Below are 22953 nucleotides of genomic sequence, written 5' to 3' on the forward strand. Positions count from 1 at the left end.
GTAACTTTTTACCTGCATCGACGATCTATAGCCTAGACCACCCGACCAACCGGGTGGGTTGCGAGATTGATGGCCATCAAAAGAAGGATGCAGGAAATGAGAACAGCAAGCGGTATGGCAGTTGTTGCGGCACTGGCCGCAATTGGTACACAGGCAGCGGTAGCGCAAACTCCAATCCCCAGCGAGCCGGCCAATGCGGTGAACCTGGTAGACGGTCTTGAGGGTGTATTTGGCACCCACGCAGGTTTCCGCCGATCGGGTGCCCGAGGCGTATGCGCAGCAGGTGAATTCGTTGGCAACAAGGCTGCTTCCGCCATTTCCAAGGCCTCCGCTTTCTCTGGTAAACCAGTACCTGTCACCCTGCGCTTCTCGGTGGGCGGTGGCAATCCAAATGCACCCGAAAACGGCAAGGGCGTGCGTGGCTTGGCTGCCCAATTCGATCTGCCCAATGGTGAACAATGGCTAATGGCCAACATTTCAGCCCCCTTCTTCACCGCCGCGACACCCGATGCATTCCTGGAAGCACGAAAACCTGACCCAGCCACCAAAAAACCGGACCCCGCAAAAATCGCGGCCGCCGCAGCCAAGTACCCTGACTTCAAACCCCAAATGGAATGGGTTGCCAAAACCGGCGTACCCGCAAGCTATGCTGCTGTGAATTATTGGAGTACCAACGCATTCAAATTCACCAACGCCGCTGGAAAAACCCAGTTTGCAAAGTGGATGTTTGTGCCCGTAACCGGCCAAGAGTTCATTCCTGATGACAAATTGGCTACTTATGCGAAGGTGTTTCTGGAAGACGAGTTGAAAGGTCGCGTTGCACAAATTCCAGTGGAATTCGACATGGTGTTGCAATTGGCGCAGCCTGGTGACCCCACTGACAATGCCACAGTGGCATGGCCCGATGACCGCAAGAAGGTGGTGGCGGGTCGTTTGAAAGTGACGGCAGTGACTGACAAATCAACTTGCGATGGCATCAATTTCAACCCGCTGGTATTGCCTACCGGCATTGAAGGATCGGACGATCCTTTGCTTGCAGCACGGGCAGGAAGCTACGCAGTGTCACAGGCGCGTCGTTTGGCCAAATAAACGACGTTCCCCTTTTAGCCTGTACACTATTGGCCGGTTCCCCCTCCAGGGTTCCGGCTTTTTTTATGCAGTTCGCCAGCAGTACACAAGGAGCAGTACATGGAATTATTTGACGCAATTTATCAACGCCGAGCCATCAAGGCATTCGATCCCGAGCACATCGTCTCTGAAAACGACGAAAAGAAACTGTTCGAGGCCGCCATTCAGGCACCGACCAGTTTCAACATTCAGCATTGGCGTTTTGTGGTAGTGCGCGATAAAGCCTTGCGCGCTGAAATGCGCAAACTGGGCAATGATCAGGCTCAAATCACGGATGCGTCTTTGCTGGTCATCATGACTGCAGACACCAAGGCTTGGCAAAAAGAACCCGCCCGTTACTGGACACAAGCACCCAAAGAAGTAGCCGACCTACTGGTAGGTTGGATGGGACCTTTCCACGATGGCCGCGATTGGTTGCAACGCGATGAAGCCCAACGATCCATAGGCATGGCGATGCAAACGCTGATGCTGGCTGCCAAAGGCATTGGCCTGGATTCCTGCCCGATGATCGGATTTGACATTGAAGCGGTGGCCAAGTTGATCAACTTGCCTGCTGATCATGTGATGGGCCCCATGGTGGCCATTGGAAAAGGTACCAAAGCACCTTGGCCAAAGCCCGGCCAGCTCAGCCTGGAGGAAGTACTGGTGAACAACACTTTTTAAGCGCCCCCGCTTCAGGGCTTCAAAAGTGACTAGTGTCGGTTACACGACACAGTACGTCACATGAAGCCCTGGCCTGAATCTGTGCCAACAACGAAGCAGTAAGAATCAAAGGAGACACACACACAACAAGTATTCACAATGAACATTCATTTGCATCGCACTACTCGCGCTGTTGCCGTTTTGCTGGCCGCAGCCACTTTGGCAGGCTGCCTTGGCGAAAGCAGCGATCTGGTCCAAACCGACAATCGCACCAACCCCAGTGAAAACCCCGGCAACAATCAGTTTGTTGATACCGCGGGTTTGCAATGTGCGCTTACCGATCCAAACCTGTTGATCGGTGAGGGGCAAGACAGCCCTTCAATTTCTCCAGCCAGTACGCCGAACCGCAATGTTCAACCCAGCACAGGTTTGAACAGTGGCGCTTGCAAAAACAACACCGCGTTTACCATGGGCACGGGTATTGTCGACATTACAGGCCCCGCCGCGGGATCTGTGATGATGGGTTATGAAAGCCCCACCCAAGCGAGCCTTGGACTGCACACCCGCCAGTTTTCACGCGCATATGTGATTGGTTCACCATGCAACGGCAATCGCGTGGTGTATGTGGTCAACGACCTCGGCATGATCTTCCATGCGGTGCGCCAAGGGGTTTTGAACAAGGTGGCAGCCGATGCCCAACTGGCACCGTTCTACAACGAACAGAACATCATGCTGAACGCCACCCACACCCACGCCGGGCCCGGTGGCTATGCGCACTTCACCGCGTTCAATGCGTTCCGTTTGGGGCATGACGAGGAGGTTTACAACTTCATCGTTGACGGCATTGTGGAAGCCATTCGACGTGCACATGCCAACCTGCAAGCCAACCCAGAGCCAGGTCGCCTGTTGGTCAACAATGGTGAATTGTTGAATGCCAATGTGAATCGCTCTGCGATTGCCTACGATCAAAACCCTCAAGAGGAACGCAACCAGTATTTGAACCAGCGCGGTGAAAGCCAGAATGTGAACAAGGAAATGGCACTGCTGAAATTGCGCCGTGCCAATGGCACACCCATTGGGCAAATCAACTGGTTTGGTGTGCACCCTACAACCACAGGGAACACCAATCCATTGATTTCCTCAGACAACAAAGGTTGGGCTGCATTGGCCTTTGAAAAATTGATGGGTACACAATACGAGGCACCGGCCGGGAAAGACACTTTTGTGGCTGCATTTGCACAAACCGATGAAGGTGACAGCAGCCCCAATATTTTCTTCAAAGACAAACCTTTTGAGGAACGTGGTGGTTCCACCGACGAATTGAAAGCCGTTGAAATCAACGGCAGCAAGCAACTGACGCGCGCGCTCACTTTGTACCGTGACGCTAACCAGATGGTGCGCGGTGGAGTGAACTTTGCACAATTTCACGTGAAGATGGACGAAGTGGAAATTACAGACCCCGTGGTGCTGAATTCACTGCGCCATCCTGAATCACTAAACAGCGCCGTGAAAAAAACCTGCACCGCTGCCATGGGCGTGTCATTTGGCGCTGGCGCTGAAGACGGCCCCGGACCCACTGTGGAAGGTGCGAGTTGCAATGGCCGCACCGACCCGGCCCGCCTCACCCGCGACCTGGCGGCTCTGGCCGCGGGCAAACTACCACCGGAAGTATTGGCCACCGCCGTGCTGTGCAACCTGAATGACCTGCCATTTGATGCGGTGCCCGCTGGCACCAGCTTAAGTTGCCAGGCTGAGAAACCCGTGCTGTTTGTACTCGGCCCGCCCCTGAACTTCAGCAACAATGTGCTGCCATTCCAGTTGTTCACGATTGGCAATGTGGCAGTGCTGGGCTTGCCTTGGGAAATTACCACCATGGCCGGACGGCGCATTCGCCAAACCGTGCTGGAAGTGCTTGAGCCACAAGGCATTGACCAAGTGATCATCAGCGGCTTGAGCAATGATTTTGTGAATTACCTGACCACGCGCGAAGAGTATTCTATTCAGCAATACGAAGGTGCTTCCACACAGTTTGGGCCTTGGACACTGGCCGCGGTACAACAGGAAAGCCGCAGGCTGGCCATGTCATTGGCCCAGCAAAATCAACCGCCCGCCGGCCCGCCCCGCACGGTGACCAGCAACCCGATTCCCCGCCCACCCTACGTGCCATTTGACCAGGCCCCCGGGGCAGCATTTGGTGATGTGTTGGCTCAACCTACACCCACGGTAGCGGCCGGTAACACGGTGACCGCACAGTTTCAAAGTGCCCACCCGCGCAACATGAAAACCCGTGGGCTGGCAATTGTAGAAGTGGAGCGAATGAATGCGAAAGGTGAGTGGGAAAGTTTCACACACGACCGTTCGCCCGAACTGATTTTCCGTTGGCAACCTTTCGAGTCCACACCATACCTAAGCCCGATTCCACTGCCCGGCTTTGTGTCCACCGCTTTGGCGGAATGGAAAATTCCGGCCAACACGCCAGCCGGTAAATATCGAATCAAGCACCGAGGGGTTGCGGTACCGGCGGGAACGCCAGAAGCTTTTGAAGGGGTTAGCGAAGCTTTTGATGTAACAGCCACCGGAGCCACTTGCAGTGACGGCAGGGTGCTGTGATTCACGTACCTCAAAGATTACAGCAGATTGTTCATTCCACACTCGTGCTGCACTCTGCAGCACTGGGTGTGTGGTGGCAGCGCACCTTTTTAAGCAGGCTCATCATGCGTTTGTCGTACACGCCTTCTTGGGTTAATTGAACCCGCGCCTGCTGCATCATCACATTGTATTTTTCCTGATCCACTGGTGTCACGTTCATCCAGTATTTGGCAGGCACCTGCTTCTCAATCAGCCTGACAGCATCCAGCGCTTGATCAATAAAGCCCAAGCCAAACTTGCGCATTTTTTTCAAACGCTCATCGAGGTCTGGAATTTCTTTCTCCAAGCGCGTGCGGTTGATAATGGCCGAACCTGTTACGTTCAACAGCGGCATTTTGTAAACACCACCCTTGGTGCCCAATCCTCGGTACAACTCAAGCGGTGCAAAGGCAACGGCTGGTGCCGCAACAATATCAACCACACCATTGTTGAATTTTTGTGCAAAGTTTGTAATGTCACTTGGCACAGCCTGCGCGCCCAACTGCTGAATCATCTTGGCCTGGCTTTTGTCCCAGTCCATCACTGCAACTTTTTTTCCCGCAGCTTTTTCAATCGAGTCAATGGACCTGTCATTCACCATCACATAGGCTGCGCCCAGCGGAGCCATTCCCACCACCTGATATTTGCCTTGAATTGACAGGTCATATAGCGCATCGTTGCCCATCAGCACCTGCAACGCTGTTTTGACATGATCGTACGATGGCAACGCACCCACAGCATCAAAGCTGCCCATGAAGGGATTGAACAAACGCGCACGCAAGGTGGTCATGCCCACCGCTTCGCACTGCCCTGTTCGGAAAGACTCTGCCGCCACCGTCTCGTTGGTGTGAGGAATCAACTCAGCAAACACATTCCACTTGCGTGCTTCCAAAGCAATGTCTTGTGCCACGCTGAACACGGGACCAGCCTTGCCCAAAATATCGAAAATGCAAATCTTGATGTGCAGGGGTTTGTCCAGTGGCTTCATTTCTTTCATGAGCTGACGAGACACATTGCCGATGAGGTTAGGCGGAATTTCCGGTCCCTTGACCTGTGAAAATGCAGGCGTGGAAATCACAATTCCAACAAAAGCCAGTGACGCAAGCAGAAAGCGGGTGAGCATGGCGGTGTTCCAGTGAGGGAAAAAAGTACTGCAACACAGATGTAACTGAGCGGTCACATCATCGACCATTCGCGGCGCATGGTCAATCATGCGCCGCAACATGCCTTCTAAAAATCAAGCGAAGCCGACACGGTCAAGGTGCGCGGGTTACCAATCGTCAAGTAACCCGAACCTGGGAAGCCACCCGCTGAAGCCCAGTAATTTCGATCAGTTACGTTGTCCAAACGTGCACGCAGGGTCAATGCTTGCTGGTTACCCACTGGCATCACGTACCGCACCCCAAAATCCAGACGGGTCCATGAAGGTAGTTCCTGCGTATTGCTTGCATTGGCGTACTGACTACTGGTGTAAATTGCGCGGGTCTCGAACGCTAGCCCCTGCATTTGTTCAGGGCTCCATTCAAGGCCTAAATTGGCCTGTGTAGAGGGTGCACCAATCGCATCGCGGCCGTCGGCATCCGTGTTCAGAATACTCAAACCACCCAGTACTGTGACTGTTTTGCTGGCTTTGCCGAACGCCATAATTTCCAGACCTTCATTGGTTTGGTCGCCCACTTGTGAAAATGTGTTGGAACTGTCAATGCCGTAGTTGGGTTTTTCACTTTGAAACACCGACACAGAGCCGCCCATGCTACCGCCGTCATATTTCACACCCAGCTCAACTTGCTCCGTAATGTAAGGTTTGAACACAGTTCCTGCATTGGCCACAGGCGCACCTGCGCCAGTAGTGGCAGGCGCAGTGTCACCCCTCACCAATCCTTCAATGTAGTTGGCGTAGACCGAGTACTGGGGGCTCAGCTTGAACACCACACCGGCCACAGGGGTAGTGGCATTCTCTGCATAATTTGCAGTCTGAGCCCCTGTGTTGCCATCAAAACTAGTGGCTTCAATTTGCTGGTGACGCGCACCTACGGTCAGCAACAATCGCTCATTCAAAAATGCCATGGTGTCTGCTACAGCGAGGCTTGAAGTTTCTGTTTTCTCGGTCAGCAAGGGATTATTGAAATTGCCACTGGGGAATGCGCCTAGTGCGGGTTCGGGAACTGGTGTTGGATTGTAGATGTTGTTCGAAAAACCGGTAAAGCTGGAAAAATCAAACGCATTTTTTGATTCGAGTTCAAACACCGAGGCGGAGGTACTCACCGTATGCTTCACCCCAGCAGCGTTGAACTTAAAGCGCAAACCTGCCTCGGCAGTTTGCACGGAGTCTTCACGCACATTGGCAAAACGCAAGGCGTTGGTATTCCCCCGTTCATCCACCACGGTGGGGTTGGAAAAATTCCCGGCCTCATTACTTTCGCGCAAACCACCAGCCAACCAGCCAGTCACAGTTTCATTGAAATCATATTCAGCACGCACTGTGCCAAATGCGTCCTCCGCATTGGAAAAGGTCCAAGGCTGCGCAATGCTGCGATCTGCGCGCGGCGTGGCTGGAATAGCCAACCCTGCCGCAATCGTAATGTTGGGCTGCGAGGCCTGTAACTTGTGCTCTTGGTAGCCCAAGTCTGCTGAAACTCTCAGTTTATCTCGACGAAAATCCGCACCCAAAGCCAACAGGGTTAGTTCACGCGATTCGCCATCCACATTGGTATCCCCATCGCGCTTGGCAACTGATGCGCGCAAACCTGTGGAGCCCTCATTGAAACGGCGCGCGAAATCGCCTGCAAGGTAAGCCTCTCCGCCATCCTGCACACCCACTGTAGCCTGATTGATGTCGTAATTCGGCGCACGCTTGGGCACCACATTGATGGCGCCACCCAAACCGCTGCCACCGGGCGCAGCACCATTCAAAAATGCATTTGCACCACGCAATACTTCGACTCGCTCCACCAATTCCGAAGCAATGTACTGGCGTGGCAACAAACCATACAAACCGTTGTACGACATGTCGTCTGAAAAAATGGGCAAACCGCGCACCAAATACACTTGCTGAAAATTACCGAAACCACGCGCGACGCGCACTGCCGGGTCATTCAGCAACACCTCGCCGACACTGGCGGCTTGCTGGTCTTGAATCAACTTCGAGGTATAGCTTGTCAGGTTGAACGGTGTATCCATGTTCGATTGCGTGCCCAACAAACCGACACGTCCGCCTGCCGCAACCTGTCCGCCCGCGTATTCAGGTGCCAAACCCTCGGCGGATGCATCGGCACTGGCATTGACCTGTACTGCAGGCAATTCCGTTGTTTGGGCGAATGCATTGGACGACAGGGCTGAAAATACTGCGAGAGCCAACAAGCTGGCTTTGGGATTCGGGGAGGTCATGAGAAACTTCGAAGAATGGACGACCAGCCAATTATAATGATAATTATTATTATTTGTATTAACAAAAGTTAAATTTCACTGACTTTATTGCCTGAAACACGGGAAGAAGGGGTCGGGCAATATAAAAATATTGCGAGTTCTGAATTCAGAATGTAATATTGAATCGTGATTAATTCACGTTGCAAGCCCTTAGGGCTTTCTATTCAATTTGCGAGGAGACATTCATGACTTGGACAACACCGGCATTCGTAGACATGCGATTTGGCTTTGAAATCACCATGTACATTGCGAATCGATAATCAGCAATCCGTTACTCTGGTTTTACAAGGGGTGTCCCCTCACCCCTTGTTTTTTGTAGATCAGAGCATCCACTTCACCGCGGCTGAAAAAGTAATAAATGCAATTACCGTCGAAAACAGCACAATCTGGGCAATTCGCCTGGAATCTGCTTCAAACTTTTCAGCAAGCACCGTAATACTGCTAGCGCTAGGCAAGGCCGCAACAAGTACCAGCACAGTCAACGCCTGAGCCGACAAGTCAAAACCCATTTGCATGTAGCCATAGCCAACGCCCAGCACCAGCAAGGGGTGAACAATCAATTTGTAAAAAACCACCAGGTGAATATCACCCAGATTAAAACGCCCTGGGGGTGCAGCATTGGCCGTCGCAATCGCTGGCGGCCGGGCCAACATTGCACCAATTGTAAACAGCGCAATCGGCGAACAGGAATTGGCAAACATCTTGATGATCTGGTCCACAGGCTCGTAAAACCGGAATGCTGTGGCTGAGCAAATGGCGCCCAGCACCACCGCCCAAGGCAAGGGATTAAACAGCACACCTCTCATTGCTTTCTTCGCAGCATCCATCGCACCGCCATCGCCATGCTGCCCCAAACGGGACAATGCGATACACAGTGAAGAAGTAATAATCATGTCGATTGAAATCGACACAACAGCAGGCCCGACCCCATCGGCTCCGACCAGCGACACCAGAATTGGCATGCCCATGAAACCAGAATTCGGGAAAGCCGCCACCAAAGCACCAAATGCGGCGTTGTTCCAGTTGGTAGTGCCACGCCGCGTTGTTGCAACCGTCAGGAACACCATGAGCAAGGCGCACACCAAGTACACAACGATGGTGTGCGGGTCGAACAACTCGCCTACATCCATATTGGACGCGAACTGAAACAACATACTGGGCAATGCAAAATACAACACAAAAGCATTCAAACCCGGAATGGCACCCAAGGGCAGCAACCCGCCGCGAGTCGCAAGATAACCGCACAGAATCAGCGCGAAAAAAGGCAGGGTAACCAGAAAGATTTGTTGCATCTGGAGTGAATAGAATTCAGATTGAAAAAAGGCGACTCAGAGTCGCCTTGCCGAGTATGAATCAGGCCACAGCAGCAGTGGCACTAACCAACTTTTGCCTCAGTATACGATGAAGAATCTTGCCAGTTGCAGTGCGGGGCATTTCATCGTCTTGAATGAATACGATTGAAGTCGGGCATTTAAATCCCGCAAGCCTTTCCCTGCACCAGGTTTTCAATTCAACATCCGTCAATTGCTGGCCTTGGTGCAGCACCACCACAGCTTGAACCGTCTCGCCCCATTTGTCATGTGGCACGCCAATCACGGCAACGTCCTTCACGCTCGGATGTGCTCCCACGGCAGCCTCTACCTCTGACGGATAAATGTTTTCTCCACCACTGATAATCATGTTGCTTTTGCGATCCACCAACCAGATGTATCCATCAGAATCGCGACGGGCCATGTCACCAACCGAGCACCATGCGCCTCGAAATGCCTCTTTGGTTTTGGCCTCGTTCTGCCAATAGCCACTGAACACATAAGATGTTCTGGAAAACAGTTCGCCGACTTCGCCATCTACCACCTCGACACCCTGTTCATCCAGAATACGGATTGCGCCACTGCCTGCCCATTCGCGTCCTACCGAGCCAAGCTTGGAAATTTGCTCTTCCGGACGCAGCAAGGTAACCCAACCCGCTTCTGTTGAACCGTAGAGCTCGTACAGTTTGCCGTTCTTGAAATAATCCAGAATGGCCAGCTTCGTGTCTTTCCTGGCCGGGGCTGAAGAAATCAATAACTTGCCCACGCTGCTCATGTCGTATTTCGCTTTTACCTCTTCTGGCAAAGACAAAATCATGATGTAGTGCGTGGGCACGAGCGAAGTGAATGTCACCTTGTCCTTGGAAAGAATATGCAAAAGGTTCTCGGGGTTGAAACTTTTGCTGTCATCGATAATACAGGCGCCACCCACATGTAAAAAAGTAGTGGCAAAGTACAAGGAATTGGCATGGCACAGCGGCATGACCAGCAAAGCGATGTCATCACGCGTAAAACCCATTTCCAGGGCAGTGGCCATCGCAATGAGGGTGCTGCCCTCATGCTGGCGTATTGCCCCTTTCGGCCGTCCGGTTGTGCCCGACGTGTACATCAAGGCACACATGTCCTCAGCTGCCACTGCGTCGAACTCACAGGGCCAGGTCCCGCGGGCAACAACCGATTCATATGAGACCCAACCTGCTGGAACCGAGTCTCCCAAGGCAATGAAGCGACCCTCTGGCAATGCCAGCTGACCACGCACCGAATCCACCACGGAGGTGAAATCAGCGCCAGCAATCATGCAACTTGTTCTGCAGTCGGCCAAGATGTATTCAATTTCCGGACCACTTAACCTGAAATTCAGCGGCACCGCCACCAGGCCGGCACGCGCAAGGCCCACATACAGTTCCATCCACTCCACACAGTTGTATGCCAACAAGGCGACACGGTCACCTCGCTGCAGACCCAAATCGCGCAGGGCCGAGGCCAGTTTGCCTGCACGTTCATTCAGATCCTTGTAGGACAGCGAACGACGCGAGTCGCGGGCTGCCATCCTTTGGGGATGAAGCCGTGCATGGGTTTGCACTGCGTCCGAGATTGTCATCAGTTGACTCATGTCCCAAGTCTCCTCAATTGAGTTCTAATTTAAAAATAATTCACGAAATTCTATATTCCGAATTCAGAATGCGATATTATTTTAATCGAAATTCAAGGGTTTGCAAGCACAGATCAAACCGCCGACACCAGAACGAGGAGACAAGCCCATGGGCACAATGCAAATTTCAGATCACAGTTCAGCCGCCTTAATTGCCCGCTTCTTGAAAGCCCGGGGTGTTAAAAGGGTGTACGCCCTATGCGGCGGGCACATCATGCCCATCTGGATGCGGCTGGACACTGAAGGCATTCAAATCATTGACGTGCGTGACGAACGCGCCGCCGTCTACATGGCCCATGCCGAGGCGCAGTTGACTGGTGGACTGGGTGTGGCCATGGTCACTGCAGGCCCTGGCGTTACCAACGCGATGACAGGCATTGCGAATGCCAATGTGGCGCGTGCCTCGGTGCTGGTACTTTCCGGCACCCCCCCCACCTATCAGGAAAACCGTGGCGCCTTGCAGGACATGGTGCACACCGATCTTGTTCGATCCATTACCCGCTATGCGAAAACAGTGCGTGAACCCGACCTGGTGCTACAGGAGCTCGATGAAGCGGTGTCGCGTGCGCTGGGGCACCATGGGGAACCTGGGCCGGTGTATCTTGATTTTCCGGTGAATACGCTACGCAGTGAGGTACCGCAATCGACGGTCTTGCCGGAACATCTTGCTCCGAAAAAGAGACAGGACTTTTACGCCCCTCAGCATGTCATCGAACAGGCCATGGTGAAACTCTGGGCTGCAAAACGCCCATTGGTGATTACCGGTCGCGGGGCACAAGGTGCGGGCCCGGCGCTGAGCAAACTTTTAAGCCGCTTGAATGCGGCATATCTGGACACCGGCGAAAGCCGGGGTCTTGTTTCAGAAGACCACCCCAGCGTTGTAGCCGCCATGCGTGGTGCCGTCATGGGGCAGGCTGATGTGGTGCTGACCGTGGGCCGAAAACTCGATTTTCAATTGGCCTATGGATCTCCTGCAGTTTTTGGTGATGCCGAATTTATCCGAATCGCGGACTGTCCAAGCGAACTACGCGACAACCGGCGAGGCGCAGTGGAGGTATTCTCCACTCCCGCCCTGGCCATTGAGGCCATCCTGGCGTGTGCTGGGGACCGTGTCGCATCCACGGATCAAAGCTGGATCAGCGGATTGCACCAACAACACAAAGAGCGCTCGGCGAAGTTGCTGGACAGCATGCGCAACGCCCCTGCTGGACAAGATGGGTTGATGCACCCCAACCGCCTGCTGTATGCCCTGCGCAAAGCCTTGCCCGAGAAATCAGTGGTGGTAGCAGACGGCGGCGACTTTTTGAGTTTCGCGCGTGTTGGGCTTCCCGCTACCACTTATCTTGATCCGGGCTCACTGGGTTGCATCGGGGTGGGCACACCCTTCGGCGTGGCGGCCAGCCTTGTCAAAACAGACCACACCGTACTCGTCGCAACAGGTGACGGATCGTTCGGTTTCAACGCCATGGAAATGGACACCGCAGCGCGCCACAAAGCACCGGTTTTGATCGTTGTTGCCAACAACGGGGCCTGGGCCATCGAAGTGCGTGATCAGCAAGAGACTCATGGCCGTGTGTGCGGCACACGCCTGCAATTTGCCGACCATGCCGCCATGGCCAAGGCCTTTGGTTTGTACGCTGAACGCGTAGAACGCGCTGAAGACCTGGATGCGGCCATTGAACGTGCCATGGCCAACCGCCCTGCCCTTCTGGATGTTTTGGTCACGCCTGAAGCCGTGTCATCCGATGCAAAATCCGGCCTTGCCTGGGTGCCCGATTATCAGGCGCTTGCTGCGTGGGACAATGCAGAACGCGATTTACGTTGCACACCGAATTCAAAGAAAGTGTGATTTAATTGAGAAAAAACAATCGTTGTTTTGGGAGAATGCATTGTATGAAGGCAATTGAAACAACGCCAAAGCTGGTGGAACAGGTTTACAAGGTATTGCTGGGTGAAATCTCGGGTGGAAACTTGCAGCCCGGAGCCCGAATCATTCAGGAACAACTGGCCAAAGAACTGGGTGTATCACGTCAGCCCATTCAGCAGGCACTGGCCCTGCTGAGAAGTCAAGGCGTGTTGATCGACGCGCCAGGCCGCGGCCTGCTGGTTGCCCCCCTTGATCCCGACTATGTGCGAAATATGTATGACATGCGGGCCGTCATTGAAGGTTTGGCTTGCCGCAGGGCAGCCGAACTGAGTGGCAAGAATGCAAAAGTGAAAGGGCTAACATTGATTAAAGCCGGTTTGAAAGCAGTCAGCAATCACTCCTTCAGGGAAATGATTGCCGCAGACATGGCTTTCCATCATTACATCTATCACCTGGCTGAAAATCCATTGATCCCGCCGGCCATGGAATCGCATTGGCTGAATACCCAACGCGTGATGGGAGAAGTGTTGAAAAGTGAAGAACAGCCACGCAATGTGTGGAGCCAGCACGAAGCCATGCTGGAAGCGATCGTTGAAGGCGACGGTGAAACGGCTGAACGAATGGGCAGGGAACACATTACCCAAGCCGCTGACTTCATGATCGAAAGATTGCTGGAAAACATGGCCAATTCAGCAGCACAGGAAGATGCCGTCAAGGGCAAACGCAAATTAATGCGCGCTTGAACTTACATGGACGTAGTCAGGGCATCTGGAAGGTGCCCTACTCCGTTGAATGCCAGCAAACTGCTGCGCCCCTTTGAAAACAACACGTCCGTCAGAGAAGCATTTCGTATAACCCTCAACAGATCGTGCCATTTGTAATTGGGCAGTTCCATGACTTCACAAACCAGTGCAGCAATAACTCCGGCCGAAGTGACTGCAACAATCTGCTGACCAGCACCAGTTGGTGAATGAATCAGTTCTTCAAACCATTGGCGAACATTCTGTCGAAATTCGTCAATTGAATGCCGGCCCTCGATTTGCAATTCGCCCAGTGACCATGCCTTACAGGCCCCGTCGTAATCCTGCATCACATCGCGTCGGGTCCTGGTCTCGGATTCACGCATCGGTCGACCGAAAAACCGTTCAGCTGCTGCAAATATTTCTTCTCCCTCTGCAAACTCATCCAGCGCATTTACCTCTCGAGCGGGACATTCAATTTTTCCCCCATCCAGGACCAACAACGCAGAATGGCTTTGCCGTTTGCGTGGGCCATGCAGCAACGAGGAAGGCTTTACGCCGTGCTGGCGCATCCACATTCCGGTAGCACGGGCCTGGGCTTCGCCTTGACGAGTCAGCGCGTCGTATTTTGCAGCACCAAATGACGCTTGACCATGGCGCATCAACAACAAGGTGCTCATGCAGATTCAGCCTTCAACACCTTGGGGTTGCTGACTTGTAAACGGGTTCGCCCTGTTTGGCGCAAATGAGCGAGCACAGTGAAGTATTCCTCAGTACCAGGGTCAACTTTTCCTGCGCGAATTCGAGCACCTAACACGCGATTGGCTTGTTTTAAATCAACCACCAACACATCCAGCAACGTCGACAAAGACTTCTTCTCCGCCTCTTCAGGTGTCGAACCCAGCTCAGTCTGGCGCTGCGCTATAAACATGGCGTTCATCACCATCAACACATCGCGCTTCGCATCCCCACTGAGCAGGGGCAACACATTATTCTTCAGAACATCGCGTGCGCATTGCAACAGGGCAACACCGCTGGGTTGTTCAAGCATTAGCTGTGCTCCGTCATGTTCAATATCTCCCACTCCAGTTCGGGCACAATGTGCCCAGTCAATGCAAGCAACAAAGAATCTTCTTCGCCCGAACAATGTCGCTCAGCCTGTTGAATTGCAATGATGGCCCATTTCATGTGCGCCATGACTTCCCAATAATGAATTTGATCGCGGTCAATGGTGCGTTTTGATTCAGACTCATAGCCCGCATAGAAATCCTCGCGCTCACCAATGCCGCCGGCTTCCATGTCATTTTGGCCGAACCGCCAGCATTTGGCGCAAAACCAACCCAAGTCCTCCAGCGGTGCACCCCAGCCAGCAAATTCCCAATCCAGAACTCCGGTTAAACCGGAATCATCCACCATGTAGTTACCAGTTCGAAAATCGCCGTGAACCAAGGTTATCAAGCCTTTGCCAGGTGCATTTCGCTCCAGCCAGCGAAGCCCCCATTCCAGCGCGGGGTAAGGTGTGTGGTGGCGATCCAGAAATGTGCGATAAGCCTGCACGCTATAAAGCGCTGGAGACCCCGAGTGCGTCGGCATAAAGTTCAACGCCTCTTGAGGTGGGCGCACGGAATGAATTTTGGCGAGTTCCCGGCCCAACCTCGCAGCAAGTTCCGCGCGGTTTTTGACTCCACCAGCCTTCACCAAAACATGGCCGGCCGCCGTACCGCGAATTCGACGCATGATGAAAAACGGTCGACCAAAAACAGACGAGTCTTCACACAACCAAAGCGGTTGCGGCACCGTGACACCCGCAGCATATACGGTCGAGAGCAAAGCAAACTCTTGGGCGCGCCCGTGGCTGATTGCCACACCCGCAGTGGGTGAATCACAGCGCAACACCGCCTCTAATTTGCCACTGTACTCACCACCTTCGATAAGCAAATCCAGAAACCAGTTTTCCTGCACAGCGCCACCAGACAACAACTTCATTTGCTCGATACAAACGGTCTCAGCACCACACACCTTGGCAACGTATTTTTCAATAGCTCGCTTCTGGCTGTTATCCATAATTTACAACCCGCTGACCAAATGGCCACGATCCACCGCGACGCAGGCCCCTGTCATGCCAGCACCAGCATCACTGGTCAGCAGCAGCAAGGGTCCATCAAGGTCTTCAAGCGAACAAAACTCCCTTGACGGAATTCGGTTACGCAATTTTTCACCCAGCTCACTGGCCAGAAATTCTCGGTTTAAATTGGTCGCCACATAACCTGGCAACAAAGCATTCACACGAATTTTGTAACGGGCCAGTTCCAGTGCCATCGCTTTGGTGGCTTGCACCACACCTGCCTTGGAAATGGCATAAGGCCCCACTGCGCCGCCAACCCGTTCACCCAGTATGGAGGCCACATTCACGATGGAACCTGGCTTGTTGGCTGAAACCATTGCGCGGGCCAGTTCCGTGGCCATCATCCAGCAACCTTTCAAATTGGTGTCCATGATCTGATCCCAATCTTCTTCAGTTTGCTCCAATATGGGCTTGGCAATCGACTGCCCCGCATTGTTTACCAACACATCAGGTACACCAACCTGTTCAACAGTAGTGGCGATCGCCTGTTTCACCGATGCGGATTTGCTGACATCCAAGGCAACTGCCGTGGCTCGCTGCCCCCGCGCCTTGATTTCAGAAACAAGATCGGCGAGGCTTTCTGCCTTACGGGCAGTAAGCACGACATGTGCACCCGCATTGGCCAGTGTCACAGCAAAATGTTTCCCCAGGCCACTGGAAGCCCCAGTGACCATCACCACTTTATTATTGAGGCTGAACAAATTCTTCATTTGGATCCTTCGCGGCCAGCCACAATCTTTTTACCCATACTGAATCGGTGCACCTCACTGGGGCCATCGTAAATCCTGAACGCACGCATATCGGTGAAAATTCGGCTCACAATGGTTTCGCCAGTTACGCCCTGGCCGCCCAGAATTTGGACACTGCGGTCTACAACACGCCACTCTGCCTCGGAACAAGCCACCTTTGCACGGCTCGATTCAAAGTTACAACGCTCGCCCTGGTCCAGCAACCATGCTGTGTGCCAAATGTGCAAACGAGCAGTTTGCAGATCAATTTCATTGTCAGCCAGCATGAAACTGATACCCTCGTGTGCACCCAAGGTCACTCCAAAAGCCTGTCTGTGGCGCGCATAGTCCAGCGCAATCTCATGTGCTCGCCGGGCTTGTCCCAACCAACGCATGCAGTGGGTCAAACGGGCTGGGGCCAAACGAATCTGTGCGTAACGAAAGCCTTTTCCGATTTCACCCAACACATCGCTGGCTGGCACACGCAGGTTGTTGAACTTCAACACACCGTGACCGCCTGTGAAGCAGGCATCCATTGCATCCATGGTGCGAACATACTCAATACCGGGGGCATCCATGTTGCTTAGAAACATGGTGGCTGAACCGTCTTCCATTTTCGCCATGATGATCGCAAAAGACGCGCCTTCTGCCCCAGTGATAAACCATTTGTCACCATGAATGACGTAGTGGTCTCCGTCTTTCACTGCCGTGGTCTTTAGCATTGAAGGATCCGCACCCGCACCTGGTGCAGGCTCGGTCATTGCAAAGCATGACCGTATTTTTCCCTGCACCAAAGGCTTGAGCCAACGTTCCTTTTGCTCGTGCGTGGCCACCACTTCCATCAAGTGAATGTTGCCTTCATCGGGTGCATGTATATTCATCGCTGTGGGGCCTAGGGTTGAATATCCCGCCTCTTCAAACACCACCGCCTTTTCAATGTGGCTTAAACCCAGCCCACCCAGTTCTTTGGATGCATGTGGGGTCAGCAAACCTGCTTTACGGGCCAGGCCCACCAATTCCTCGCGCAAGCTTTCCGAGGGGCCATGCGCAGTTTGGCGCGGATCATTTTCCAGAGGAATCACTTGCTCGGCAATGAATCGGCGAACCTCCTCCCGAAGCGCCTGCAATTTTGGGGAAATGGAAAAGTCCATGCGTACTCCTCAAGTTAAAAAAGGAAAGACACCTCATCCTGATTCAATCCGAATTGGAGGTTGTGTGCAGTGGGCTGACCAGGAAGAAAGCCGGTATCTTTCCAACAGGGGTGAATCAATTAAAATACGTAAACGAATCGCAGATTCAGACTATCAGATTGTGTAACCGATTCGCCATCAATACCCTTCTGATAATGCAAGGCTACTGATGCGTGGTCGTACAGGTGGAACATCATGCCGGCAGCCAGCGCAGTTTCATTGCTGTCAGGTGCGCCAGCCACACCATCTGTAATCTGGTAATCAACACCAACATAGGGCTCCAGCAAATCAGACACACGGTAACCAAAGCGATTGTTCAAATGGTAGTAATCGCCTGGCGCGGTGCCTCGTCTCCTGTTTCATTCATGCGGTACTCGCTTTGCGCGAGAAGCTACATTTTTATTGTGAATTAAATATATATATTCTGAATTCGGAGTTCAAGATATTTTTTCAATATATCGAACTCTGAACTCAGAATATAAGTATAAATTTTGTTTATATTCAATAGGATAGAATTAAATGTAACGGAGATTATATTTTATGAAGACTTGCCAATCAGGGGTATTCCCTTAGCAATCAAGAACAGGAAGTTACCAGGGTAACGAGGGCGCAGATAAACGCCTGGCAACACCCGAAGAATCGGTGGGGTCGCGCACATCCCCAAACCGGGGCTCGCCCCGCTCCCAAGCCAGTTGGGCCTTGGCGATGGCCTCTTTGCTGTGGCCCACGAAATTCCACCACATTTGCACGGGTGTTTCAAGCGGCACACCGCCCAGCAACAAGACGCGCGTATCGGTGCTCAGGGTCATCTCAAGGTTCTCTGAACCTGGTTCCAAGTAGGCAAACTCATCCGGTGTGTAAGTCTCGCCTTGCACACTCACCTGCCCGGTCAGTGGCAAAAATCCGTACTCAAATTCCGGGTTCAAATGCAGCGTGGCCTGGCCGCCGTGCAGGCTGAACAAGTCCATGCCAAGCATGGGCGAATGCACCGCGGTGGGCGCAGTATCGCCGCCGTAGCTACCAGCCAGCAAGGTGTATTGAACACCCTCGGAATGCCAAACAGGCAATTCCGGATAATGGGCAAAATCGGGCTCGCAATCAGCAAGTTCGGGCGGCAAGGCAATCCACAATTGTGCAGCATGCAATCGGTCACCATTCACCACCGAATCTTCGGTGTGCACAATGCCACGCCCTGCGGTCATCAGGTTCACCTGCCCGGGTCGAATAATCAGCTCATTGCCCAGGCTGTCTTTGTGCAGCACTTCACCATCGATCAACCAGGTGAAAGTTTGTAATGCGGTGTGCGGGTGTGCGCCCACGTGCATGCCTTTGCCTGGGGCAAATTCCACTGGCCCTGCATGGTCCAGAAAACACCATGCCCCCACCATGCGCTGGTGGCGACTGGGCAAAGCACGTTTCACCAACATGCCTTCGCCCAGGTCGGCGCTTCGAAGTTCAATTCGCTTGATTTTGTTCATGTCAAAATCATAACGGTTTGCGCTTACTTCGTCAGTGCTGTGTAGCTGGTAATCAGGTTGCGATAGTCTGGAATGTGATTAGAGAACAAGGCACCCAATCCTTCAATGTCATTGCGCCAGTCGCGGTGCAGTTCACAAGCCACGCCGAACCAGGTCATCAACTGCGCGCCTGCATTGCTCATTCTTTCCCAGGCAGAGTGGCGTGTCAGTTCGTTGAATGTACCCGATGCATCGGTCACCACAAACACCTCATATCCTTCTTCAAGGGCCGACAAGGCTGGGAATGCAACGCACACCTCGGTTACCACACCCGCAATAATCAATTGCTTTTTGCCGGTGGCTTTGACTGCGGCCAAAAACTCGTCATTGTCCCAGGCATTGATTTGGCCAGGACGGGCAATATAAGGTGCATCGGGGAAAATATCTTTCAACTCGGGCACCAAAGGGCCGTTCGGGCCAGTTTCAAAACTGGTGGTCAAAATGGTGGGCAATTTGAAATACTTCGCCAAATCGGCCAGGGCCAACACATTGTTCTTGAAACGATCGGGGTCGATGTCACGCACCAGCGACAACAAACCGGCCTGGTGATCAACCAACAGCACCGCGGCATTGTTTTTGTCGAGACGAATGTATGGCTTGCTCATGTTGTCTTCCTTTTCATATTGACAGTGATTAATGGCAATATGCTAATCAAACACTTAATTACTGATAAGCAGGCAAATTTTCAACAAATCGTTCTGCTTATAGAACAATAAGGCACGCATCCATGGACCTGAACGACCTGTATTACTTCGCCAAAGTAGTTGAACATCAGGGTTTCTCAGCTGCGGCACGTGCCCTGGGGGTTCCGAAATCAAAAATAAGTCGCCGCATCGCCGAGCTCGAAAAACGGCTGGGAACACAGTTGCTGTATCGCTCCACCCGCAAGTTGCACATCACAGAAATCGGAAAAACCTACTATCAGCACTGCAAGGCCATGTTGATTGAGGCCGAAAGTGCACAAGAATTGATTGAACAAAATCACTCCGAGCCGCGTGGCCTGATCCGCATGACTTGTCCCATCGCATTGCTGCATGCTCACATTGGCGAGATGCTGGCAGAATTTCTGGTGAAACATCCGCAAGTGACAGTGCACATGGAAGCGAGCAACAGGCGGGTGGATGTGGTGGCCGAGGGAGTTGACCTTGCCATACGTGTGCGACCACTGCCGCTGGAAAGCAGCGACTTGGTGCTCAAGGTGCTGTCGGATCGAGGCCTGTGTCTGGTGGCAGCACCCCGGTTGATTCAGCAAATAGGCATGCCAAAACACCCCAACGATTTAAGAAACTGGCCAAGCCTGGGATTGGGGCAAACACAGGGGAATGTACAAAACAACTTTGAGTGGTGTCTGACCCATCACAGTGGGGAGCGAGTGATCGTGCCTTTTTCTCCCCGACTGGTAACGACCGACATGACAGCCCTGCGGGCCAGTGCGATGGCGGGGGTTGGGGTGGTTCAATTGCCCAATCTGATGGTGCCCGAACAAGTCGCCGACGGGCGATTGGTCAAATTGCTTCCAGAGTGGTCTCCGCGTCGCGAAATCATTCACGTGGTGTTTCCATCGAGGCGCGGCATGCTGCCCGCAGTGCGTGCACTGATCGACTTTCTCTGCCAGAAGTATGACTCCTTCGATGAGGAGTGACCAACTTTTTTTCCGGTATTAATATTGAAGACATGCTGAAGGTCAAAAATATCAATTGCCCCTGCCTATAGGGTAAATTTATAAAAACAACTTGATTGATAGGATTTAGCACCCTACACTGAATTCAGCAGTTAATAATTAACGGCAACAAAGGAGAGATGTATGTCAAATGATGCAAAGTGCCCATTCACGGGCGATGGTCCCAAAACAGCGATTGCCGGCACACCCACTAACGCAAGCTGGTGGCCCAACGCACTGAACATTAAATTGTTGAACCAGAATTCCCCATTGACTGACCCCATGGGCGAAGACTTCGACTACGTGGAAGAAGTCAAGAAGCTCGATGTACCCGCCCTTCTGAAAGATCTCGAAGCGCTCTACACCAATTCTCAAGACTGGTGGCCCGCCGACTACGGCCATTACGGCCCATTCTTTGTTCGTATGACATGGCACGCCGCTGGTACCTACCGTATCGCCGATGGCCGTGGCGGTGCTGGCACCGGCATGCAGCGCTTTGCGCCATTGAACAGCTGGCCCGACAACGGCAACCTGGACAAGGCGCGCCGCCTATTGTGGCCCATCAAGCAGAAGTACGGCAAGCAATTGTCATGGGCTGACCTGATTACACTGGCGGGTACCTACTGTATGGATACCATGGGTTTCAAGACCTTTGGTTTCGCATTCGGCCGTAAAGATGTGTATGAGCCAGAGGAAGTGTACTGGGGCCCAGAAACTGAAATGCTGGGCGACAAGCGTTACACCGGTAAGCGCGAACTGGAAAACCCCTTGGCCGCCGTACAAATGGGTTTGATCTATGTCAACCCTGAAGGCCCCAATGGCAATCCCGATCCCAAGCTTTCAGCACACGACATTCGCACCACCTTTGGTCGCATGGCGATGAACGACTACGAGACCGTGGCTTTGGTAGCAGGTGGTCACACCTTCGGTAAGGCGCACGGTGCTGGTAACCCGGCACTGGTCGGCCCAGAACCTGAAGGCGCTCCCATTGAAGAGCAGGGTTTGGGTTGGATCAACAAACATGGCAAGGGCAATGCAGGCGACACCACCACCAGCGGTATCGAAGGCGCATGGAAACCCAACCCCACCAAGTGGGACATGGGTTACCTGGAAACATTGTTCAAGTACGACTGGGAGCTTACAAAGAGCCCGGCTGGCGCACACCAGTGGAAGCCAAAAGGCGGCGCAGGTGCAGGCACAGTGGTGGACGCACACGACCCCAACAAGAGCCACGCACCCATGATGACCACTGCCGACCTGGCGCTGCGCATGGACCCGGATTACGAGAAGATTTCTCGTCACTTCTTGGCCAACCCAGACGAGTTCGCTGATGCGTATGCACGTGCCTGGTTCAAGCTGACCCACCGCGACATGGGCCCAAAGAGCCGTTACATTGGCCCATTGGTGCCAAAAGAGGATTTGATCTGGCAAGACCCAGTGCCTGCAGCAGATTACAAGCATGCCGATGAGGCTGATGTTGCTGCGCTAAAAGCCAAAGTACTGGCCAGCGGCTTGAGCATTCCTCAACTGGTTCGCACAGCGTGGGCTTCTGCTTCCACATTCCGCAACAGCGACAAGCGCGGTGGCGCCAACGGTGCACGCATTCGTTTGGCCCCCCAGAAAAACTGGGAAGCCAACAACCCTGCCGAATTGAGCAAGGTGCTGGAGCAACTGGAAGGCATTCAGAAGCAGTTTAACGACGCAGGCAACGGCAAGAAAATTTCGATTGCCGACCTGATTGTGATTGCAGGTGCTGCCGGTGTAGAAGCCGCGGCCAAGAAAGCCGGTCATGACATCAAGGTGCCAGTTGCCCTGGGCCGTACAGATGCCACTCAGGATCAAACCGATGTGGAGTCTTTCGCAGTGCTAGAGCCAACAGCAGATGGCTTCCGTAACTACGCCCGCAAAGGTCTGGAAGGTACAGCAGCAGAGCGTTTGATCGACAAGGCCAGCTTGCTGGGCTTGACCGCTCCTGAAATGACTGTGTTGGTGGGTGGCTTGCGTGCCATGAACGCCAACGTGGGTGGTGCCAAACATGGCGTGTTCACCAAGCGCCCCGAGGCATTAACCACTGACTTCTTCACCAACCTGCTCGACATGAGCACCAAGTGGAGCAAGTCAACCAGCGCCGACGGTGTACTGGAAGGGCGTGACCGCAAGACAGGCGAAGTGAAGTGGACAGGTACCCTGGCCGACATGTGCTTCGGTTCCAACTCGCAACTGCGTGCACTGTGCGAAGTGTATGCAGGTTCAGATGCCGAGAAGAAGTTTGTGAACGACTTCGTGGCCGCCTGGAACAAAGTGATGAATGCCGATCGTTTTGATTTGCACCATTAATTTG

The 22953-nt window shown here is 53.2% G+C and carries 19 protein-coding genes and 1 pseudogene; 8 read left to right on the forward strand and 12 right to left on the reverse strand.

Annotated features, from left to right (window positions below):
* Positions 1–96: 96 nt before the first annotated feature.
* From PY990_RS00460 to PY990_RS00470, 3 genes are all read left to right on the forward strand, one after another.
* Positions 97–1089, forward strand: a complete 993-nt coding sequence (locus PY990_RS00460) for a catalase family peroxidase (RefSeq protein WP_275269925.1) — start codon at positions 97–99, stop codon at positions 1087–1089.
* Positions 1090–1188: 99 nt separating this feature from the next.
* A complete protein-coding gene (locus tag PY990_RS00465) occupies positions 1189–1791 on the forward strand; it encodes a nitroreductase family protein (protein ID WP_275269926.1) in 603 nt (200 codons plus the stop codon).
* Positions 1792–1929: 138 nt separating this feature from the next.
* Positions 1930–4380, forward strand: coding sequence for a neutral/alkaline non-lysosomal ceramidase N-terminal domain-containing protein (locus tag PY990_RS00470; protein WP_275269927.1), 2451 nt, complete (start codon positions 1930–1932; stop codon positions 4378–4380).
* Between the two features lie 31 nt (positions 4381–4411).
* On the opposite strand, the gene PY990_RS00475 is transcribed toward PY990_RS00470, so the two are convergent.
* Together PY990_RS00475 and PY990_RS00480 are read right to left on the reverse strand one after the other, a co-directional pair.
* A complete protein-coding gene (locus tag PY990_RS00475; protein ID WP_275269928.1) occupies positions 4412–5521 on the reverse strand; it encodes a putative solute-binding protein in 1110 nt (369 codons plus the stop codon).
* Positions 5522–5628: 107 nt separating this feature from the next.
* The gene (locus PY990_RS00480) at positions 5629–7785 is read right to left on the reverse strand and encodes a TonB-dependent receptor (RefSeq protein WP_275269929.1); all 2157 of its coding nucleotides are present in this window, start codon (positions 7783–7785) and stop codon (positions 5629–5631) included.
* 224 nt (positions 7786–8009) lie between these two features.
* Here PY990_RS00480 and pqqA point away from each other — a divergent pair, with 224 nt between their 5' ends.
* On the forward strand, positions 8010–8084 hold the full coding sequence (pqqA, locus tag PY990_RS00485) for a pyrroloquinoline quinone precursor peptide PqqA (protein ID WP_275270284.1): 75 nt from the start codon (positions 8010–8012) through the stop codon (positions 8082–8084).
* A gap of 60 nt (positions 8085–8144) precedes the next feature.
* Here pqqA and PY990_RS00490 read toward each other — a convergent pair whose 3' ends face one another.
* Together PY990_RS00490 and PY990_RS00495 are read right to left on the reverse strand one after the other, a co-directional pair.
* Positions 8145–9116, reverse strand: coding sequence for an AEC family transporter (locus PY990_RS00490; protein WP_275269930.1), 972 nt, complete (start codon positions 9114–9116; stop codon positions 8145–8147).
* 61 nt (positions 9117–9177) lie between these two features.
* Positions 9178–10746, reverse strand: coding sequence for a class I adenylate-forming enzyme family protein (locus PY990_RS00495; RefSeq protein ID WP_275269931.1), 1569 nt, complete (start codon positions 10744–10746; stop codon positions 9178–9180).
* Between the two features lie 148 nt (positions 10747–10894).
* Here PY990_RS00495 and PY990_RS00500 point away from each other — a divergent pair, with 148 nt between their 5' ends.
* Together PY990_RS00500 and PY990_RS00505 are read left to right on the forward strand one after the other, a co-directional pair.
* Positions 10895–12634 carry a thiamine pyrophosphate-binding protein gene (locus tag PY990_RS00500; RefSeq protein ID WP_275269932.1) on the forward strand — a complete coding sequence of 580 codons (1740 nt, stop codon included), beginning with the start codon at positions 10895–10897 and terminating at the stop codon, positions 12632–12634.
* A 44-nt stretch (positions 12635–12678) separates the two neighbouring features.
* Complete coding sequence (locus tag PY990_RS00505) at positions 12679–13395, forward strand: GntR family transcriptional regulator (RefSeq protein ID WP_275269933.1); 717 nt, start codon at positions 12679–12681, stop codon at positions 13393–13395.
* A 2-nt stretch (positions 13396–13397) separates the two neighbouring features.
* Here PY990_RS00505 and PY990_RS00510 read toward each other — a convergent pair whose 3' ends face one another.
* From PY990_RS00510 to ycaC, 8 genes and pseudogenes are all read right to left on the reverse strand, one after another.
* The gene (locus PY990_RS00510; RefSeq protein ID WP_275269934.1) at positions 13398–14072 is read right to left on the reverse strand and encodes a histidine phosphatase family protein; all 675 of its coding nucleotides are present in this window, start codon (positions 14070–14072) and stop codon (positions 13398–13400) included.
* Positions 14069–14443: a DUF6285 domain-containing protein gene (locus PY990_RS00515; RefSeq protein ID WP_275269935.1), complete on the reverse strand. Its 375-nt coding sequence runs from the start codon at positions 14441–14443 to the stop codon at positions 14069–14071. The genes PY990_RS00510 and PY990_RS00515 overlap by 4 nt, the downstream gene beginning before the upstream one ends.
* Positions 14443–15456, reverse strand: coding sequence for a phosphotransferase family protein (locus tag PY990_RS00520; protein ID WP_275269936.1), 1014 nt, complete (start codon positions 15454–15456; stop codon positions 14443–14445). Before PY990_RS00520 ends, PY990_RS00515 begins: the two co-directional genes overlap by 1 nt.
* Before the next feature lie 3 nt (positions 15457–15459).
* The gene (locus tag PY990_RS00525; protein WP_275269937.1) at positions 15460–16227 is read right to left on the reverse strand and encodes an SDR family NAD(P)-dependent oxidoreductase; all 768 of its coding nucleotides are present in this window, start codon (positions 16225–16227) and stop codon (positions 15460–15462) included.
* A complete protein-coding gene (locus tag PY990_RS00530) occupies positions 16224–17396 on the reverse strand; it encodes an acyl-CoA dehydrogenase family protein (RefSeq protein ID WP_275269938.1) in 1173 nt (390 codons plus the stop codon). The genes PY990_RS00525 and PY990_RS00530 overlap by 4 nt, the downstream gene beginning before the upstream one ends.
* Before the next feature lie 119 nt (positions 17397–17515).
* A pseudogene (locus PY990_RS00535) lies at positions 17516–17770 on the reverse strand (hypothetical protein); the annotation flags it as partial.
* Between the two features lie 255 nt (positions 17771–18025).
* Positions 18026–18913, reverse strand: a complete 888-nt coding sequence (locus tag PY990_RS00540; RefSeq protein WP_275269940.1) for a pirin family protein — start codon at positions 18911–18913, stop codon at positions 18026–18028.
* 23 nt (positions 18914–18936) lie between these two features.
* Positions 18937–19557 (reverse strand): isochorismate family cysteine hydrolase YcaC, encoded by a 621-nt coding sequence (gene ycaC, locus PY990_RS00545; protein ID WP_275269941.1) that lies wholly within the window; start codon positions 19555–19557, stop codon positions 18937–18939.
* Between the two features lie 122 nt (positions 19558–19679).
* On the opposite strand from ycaC, the gene PY990_RS00550 reads away from it, so the two are divergent.
* Complete coding sequence (locus tag PY990_RS00550; RefSeq protein ID WP_275269942.1) at positions 19680–20594, forward strand: LysR family transcriptional regulator; 915 nt, start codon at positions 19680–19682, stop codon at positions 20592–20594.
* A 162-nt stretch (positions 20595–20756) separates the two neighbouring features.
* Positions 20757–22949 (forward strand): catalase/peroxidase HPI, encoded by a 2193-nt coding sequence (katG, locus tag PY990_RS00555; RefSeq protein ID WP_275269943.1) that lies wholly within the window; start codon positions 20757–20759, stop codon positions 22947–22949.
* Positions 22950–22953 lie beyond the last annotated feature (4 nt).

This window comes from Limnobacter olei (assembly GCF_029087225.1).
Taxonomy (GTDB): Bacteria; Pseudomonadota; Gammaproteobacteria; order Burkholderiales; family Burkholderiaceae_B; genus Limnobacter; species Limnobacter olei.

What these genes read in the sequence shown, in the direction of transcription:
- PY990_RS00460 (WP_275269925.1), top strand. Translation starts at nt 97, where the DNA reads ATGAGAACAGCAAGCGGTATGGCAGTTGTTGCGGCACTGGCCGCAATT.
- PY990_RS00465 (WP_275269926.1), top strand. Translation starts at nt 1,189, where the DNA reads ATGGAATTATTTGACGCAATTTATCAACGCCGAGCCATCAAGGCATTC.
- PY990_RS00470 (WP_275269927.1), top strand. Translation starts at nt 1,930, where the DNA reads ATGAACATTCATTTGCATCGCACTACTCGCGCTGTTGCCGTTTTGCTG.
- PY990_RS00475 (WP_275269928.1), bottom strand. Translation starts at nt 5,521, where the DNA reads ATGCTCACCCGCTTTCTGCTTGCGTCACTGGCTTTTGTTGGAATTGTG.
- PY990_RS00480 (WP_275269929.1), bottom strand. Translation starts at nt 7,785, where the DNA reads ATGACCTCCCCGAATCCCAAAGCCAGCTTGTTGGCTCTCGCAGTATTT.
- PY990_RS00490 (WP_275269930.1), bottom strand. Translation starts at nt 9,116, where the DNA reads ATGCAACAAATCTTTCTGGTTACCCTGCCTTTTTTCGCGCTGATTCTG.
- PY990_RS00495 (WP_275269931.1), bottom strand. Translation starts at nt 10,746, where the DNA reads ATGAGTCAACTGATGACAATCTCGGACGCAGTGCAAACCCATGCACGG.
- PY990_RS00500 (WP_275269932.1), top strand. Translation starts at nt 10,895, where the DNA reads ATGGGCACAATGCAAATTTCAGATCACAGTTCAGCCGCCTTAATTGCC.
- PY990_RS00505 (WP_275269933.1), top strand. Translation starts at nt 12,679, where the DNA reads ATGAAGGCAATTGAAACAACGCCAAAGCTGGTGGAACAGGTTTACAAG.
- PY990_RS00510 (WP_275269934.1), bottom strand. Translation starts at nt 14,072, where the DNA reads ATGAGCACCTTGTTGTTGATGCGCCATGGTCAAGCGTCATTTGGTGCT.
- PY990_RS00515 (WP_275269935.1), bottom strand. Translation starts at nt 14,443, where the DNA reads ATGCTTGAACAACCCAGCGGTGTTGCCCTGTTGCAATGCGCACGCGAT.
- PY990_RS00520 (WP_275269936.1), bottom strand. Translation starts at nt 15,456, where the DNA reads ATGGATAACAGCCAGAAGCGAGCTATTGAAAAATACGTTGCCAAGGTG.
- PY990_RS00525 (WP_275269937.1), bottom strand. Translation starts at nt 16,227, where the DNA reads ATGAAGAATTTGTTCAGCCTCAATAATAAAGTGGTGATGGTCACTGGG.
- PY990_RS00530 (WP_275269938.1), bottom strand. Translation starts at nt 17,396, where the DNA reads ATGGACTTTTCCATTTCCCCAAAATTGCAGGCGCTTCGGGAGGAGGTT.
- PY990_RS00540 (WP_275269940.1), bottom strand. Translation starts at nt 18,913, where the DNA reads ATGAACAAAATCAAGCGAATTGAACTTCGAAGCGCCGACCTGGGCGAA.
- ycaC (WP_275269941.1), bottom strand. Translation starts at nt 19,557, where the DNA reads ATGAGCAAGCCATACATTCGTCTCGACAAAAACAATGCCGCGGTGCTG.
- PY990_RS00550 (WP_275269942.1), top strand. Translation starts at nt 19,680, where the DNA reads ATGGACCTGAACGACCTGTATTACTTCGCCAAAGTAGTTGAACATCAG.
- katG (WP_275269943.1), top strand. Translation starts at nt 20,757, where the DNA reads ATGTCAAATGATGCAAAGTGCCCATTCACGGGCGATGGTCCCAAAACA.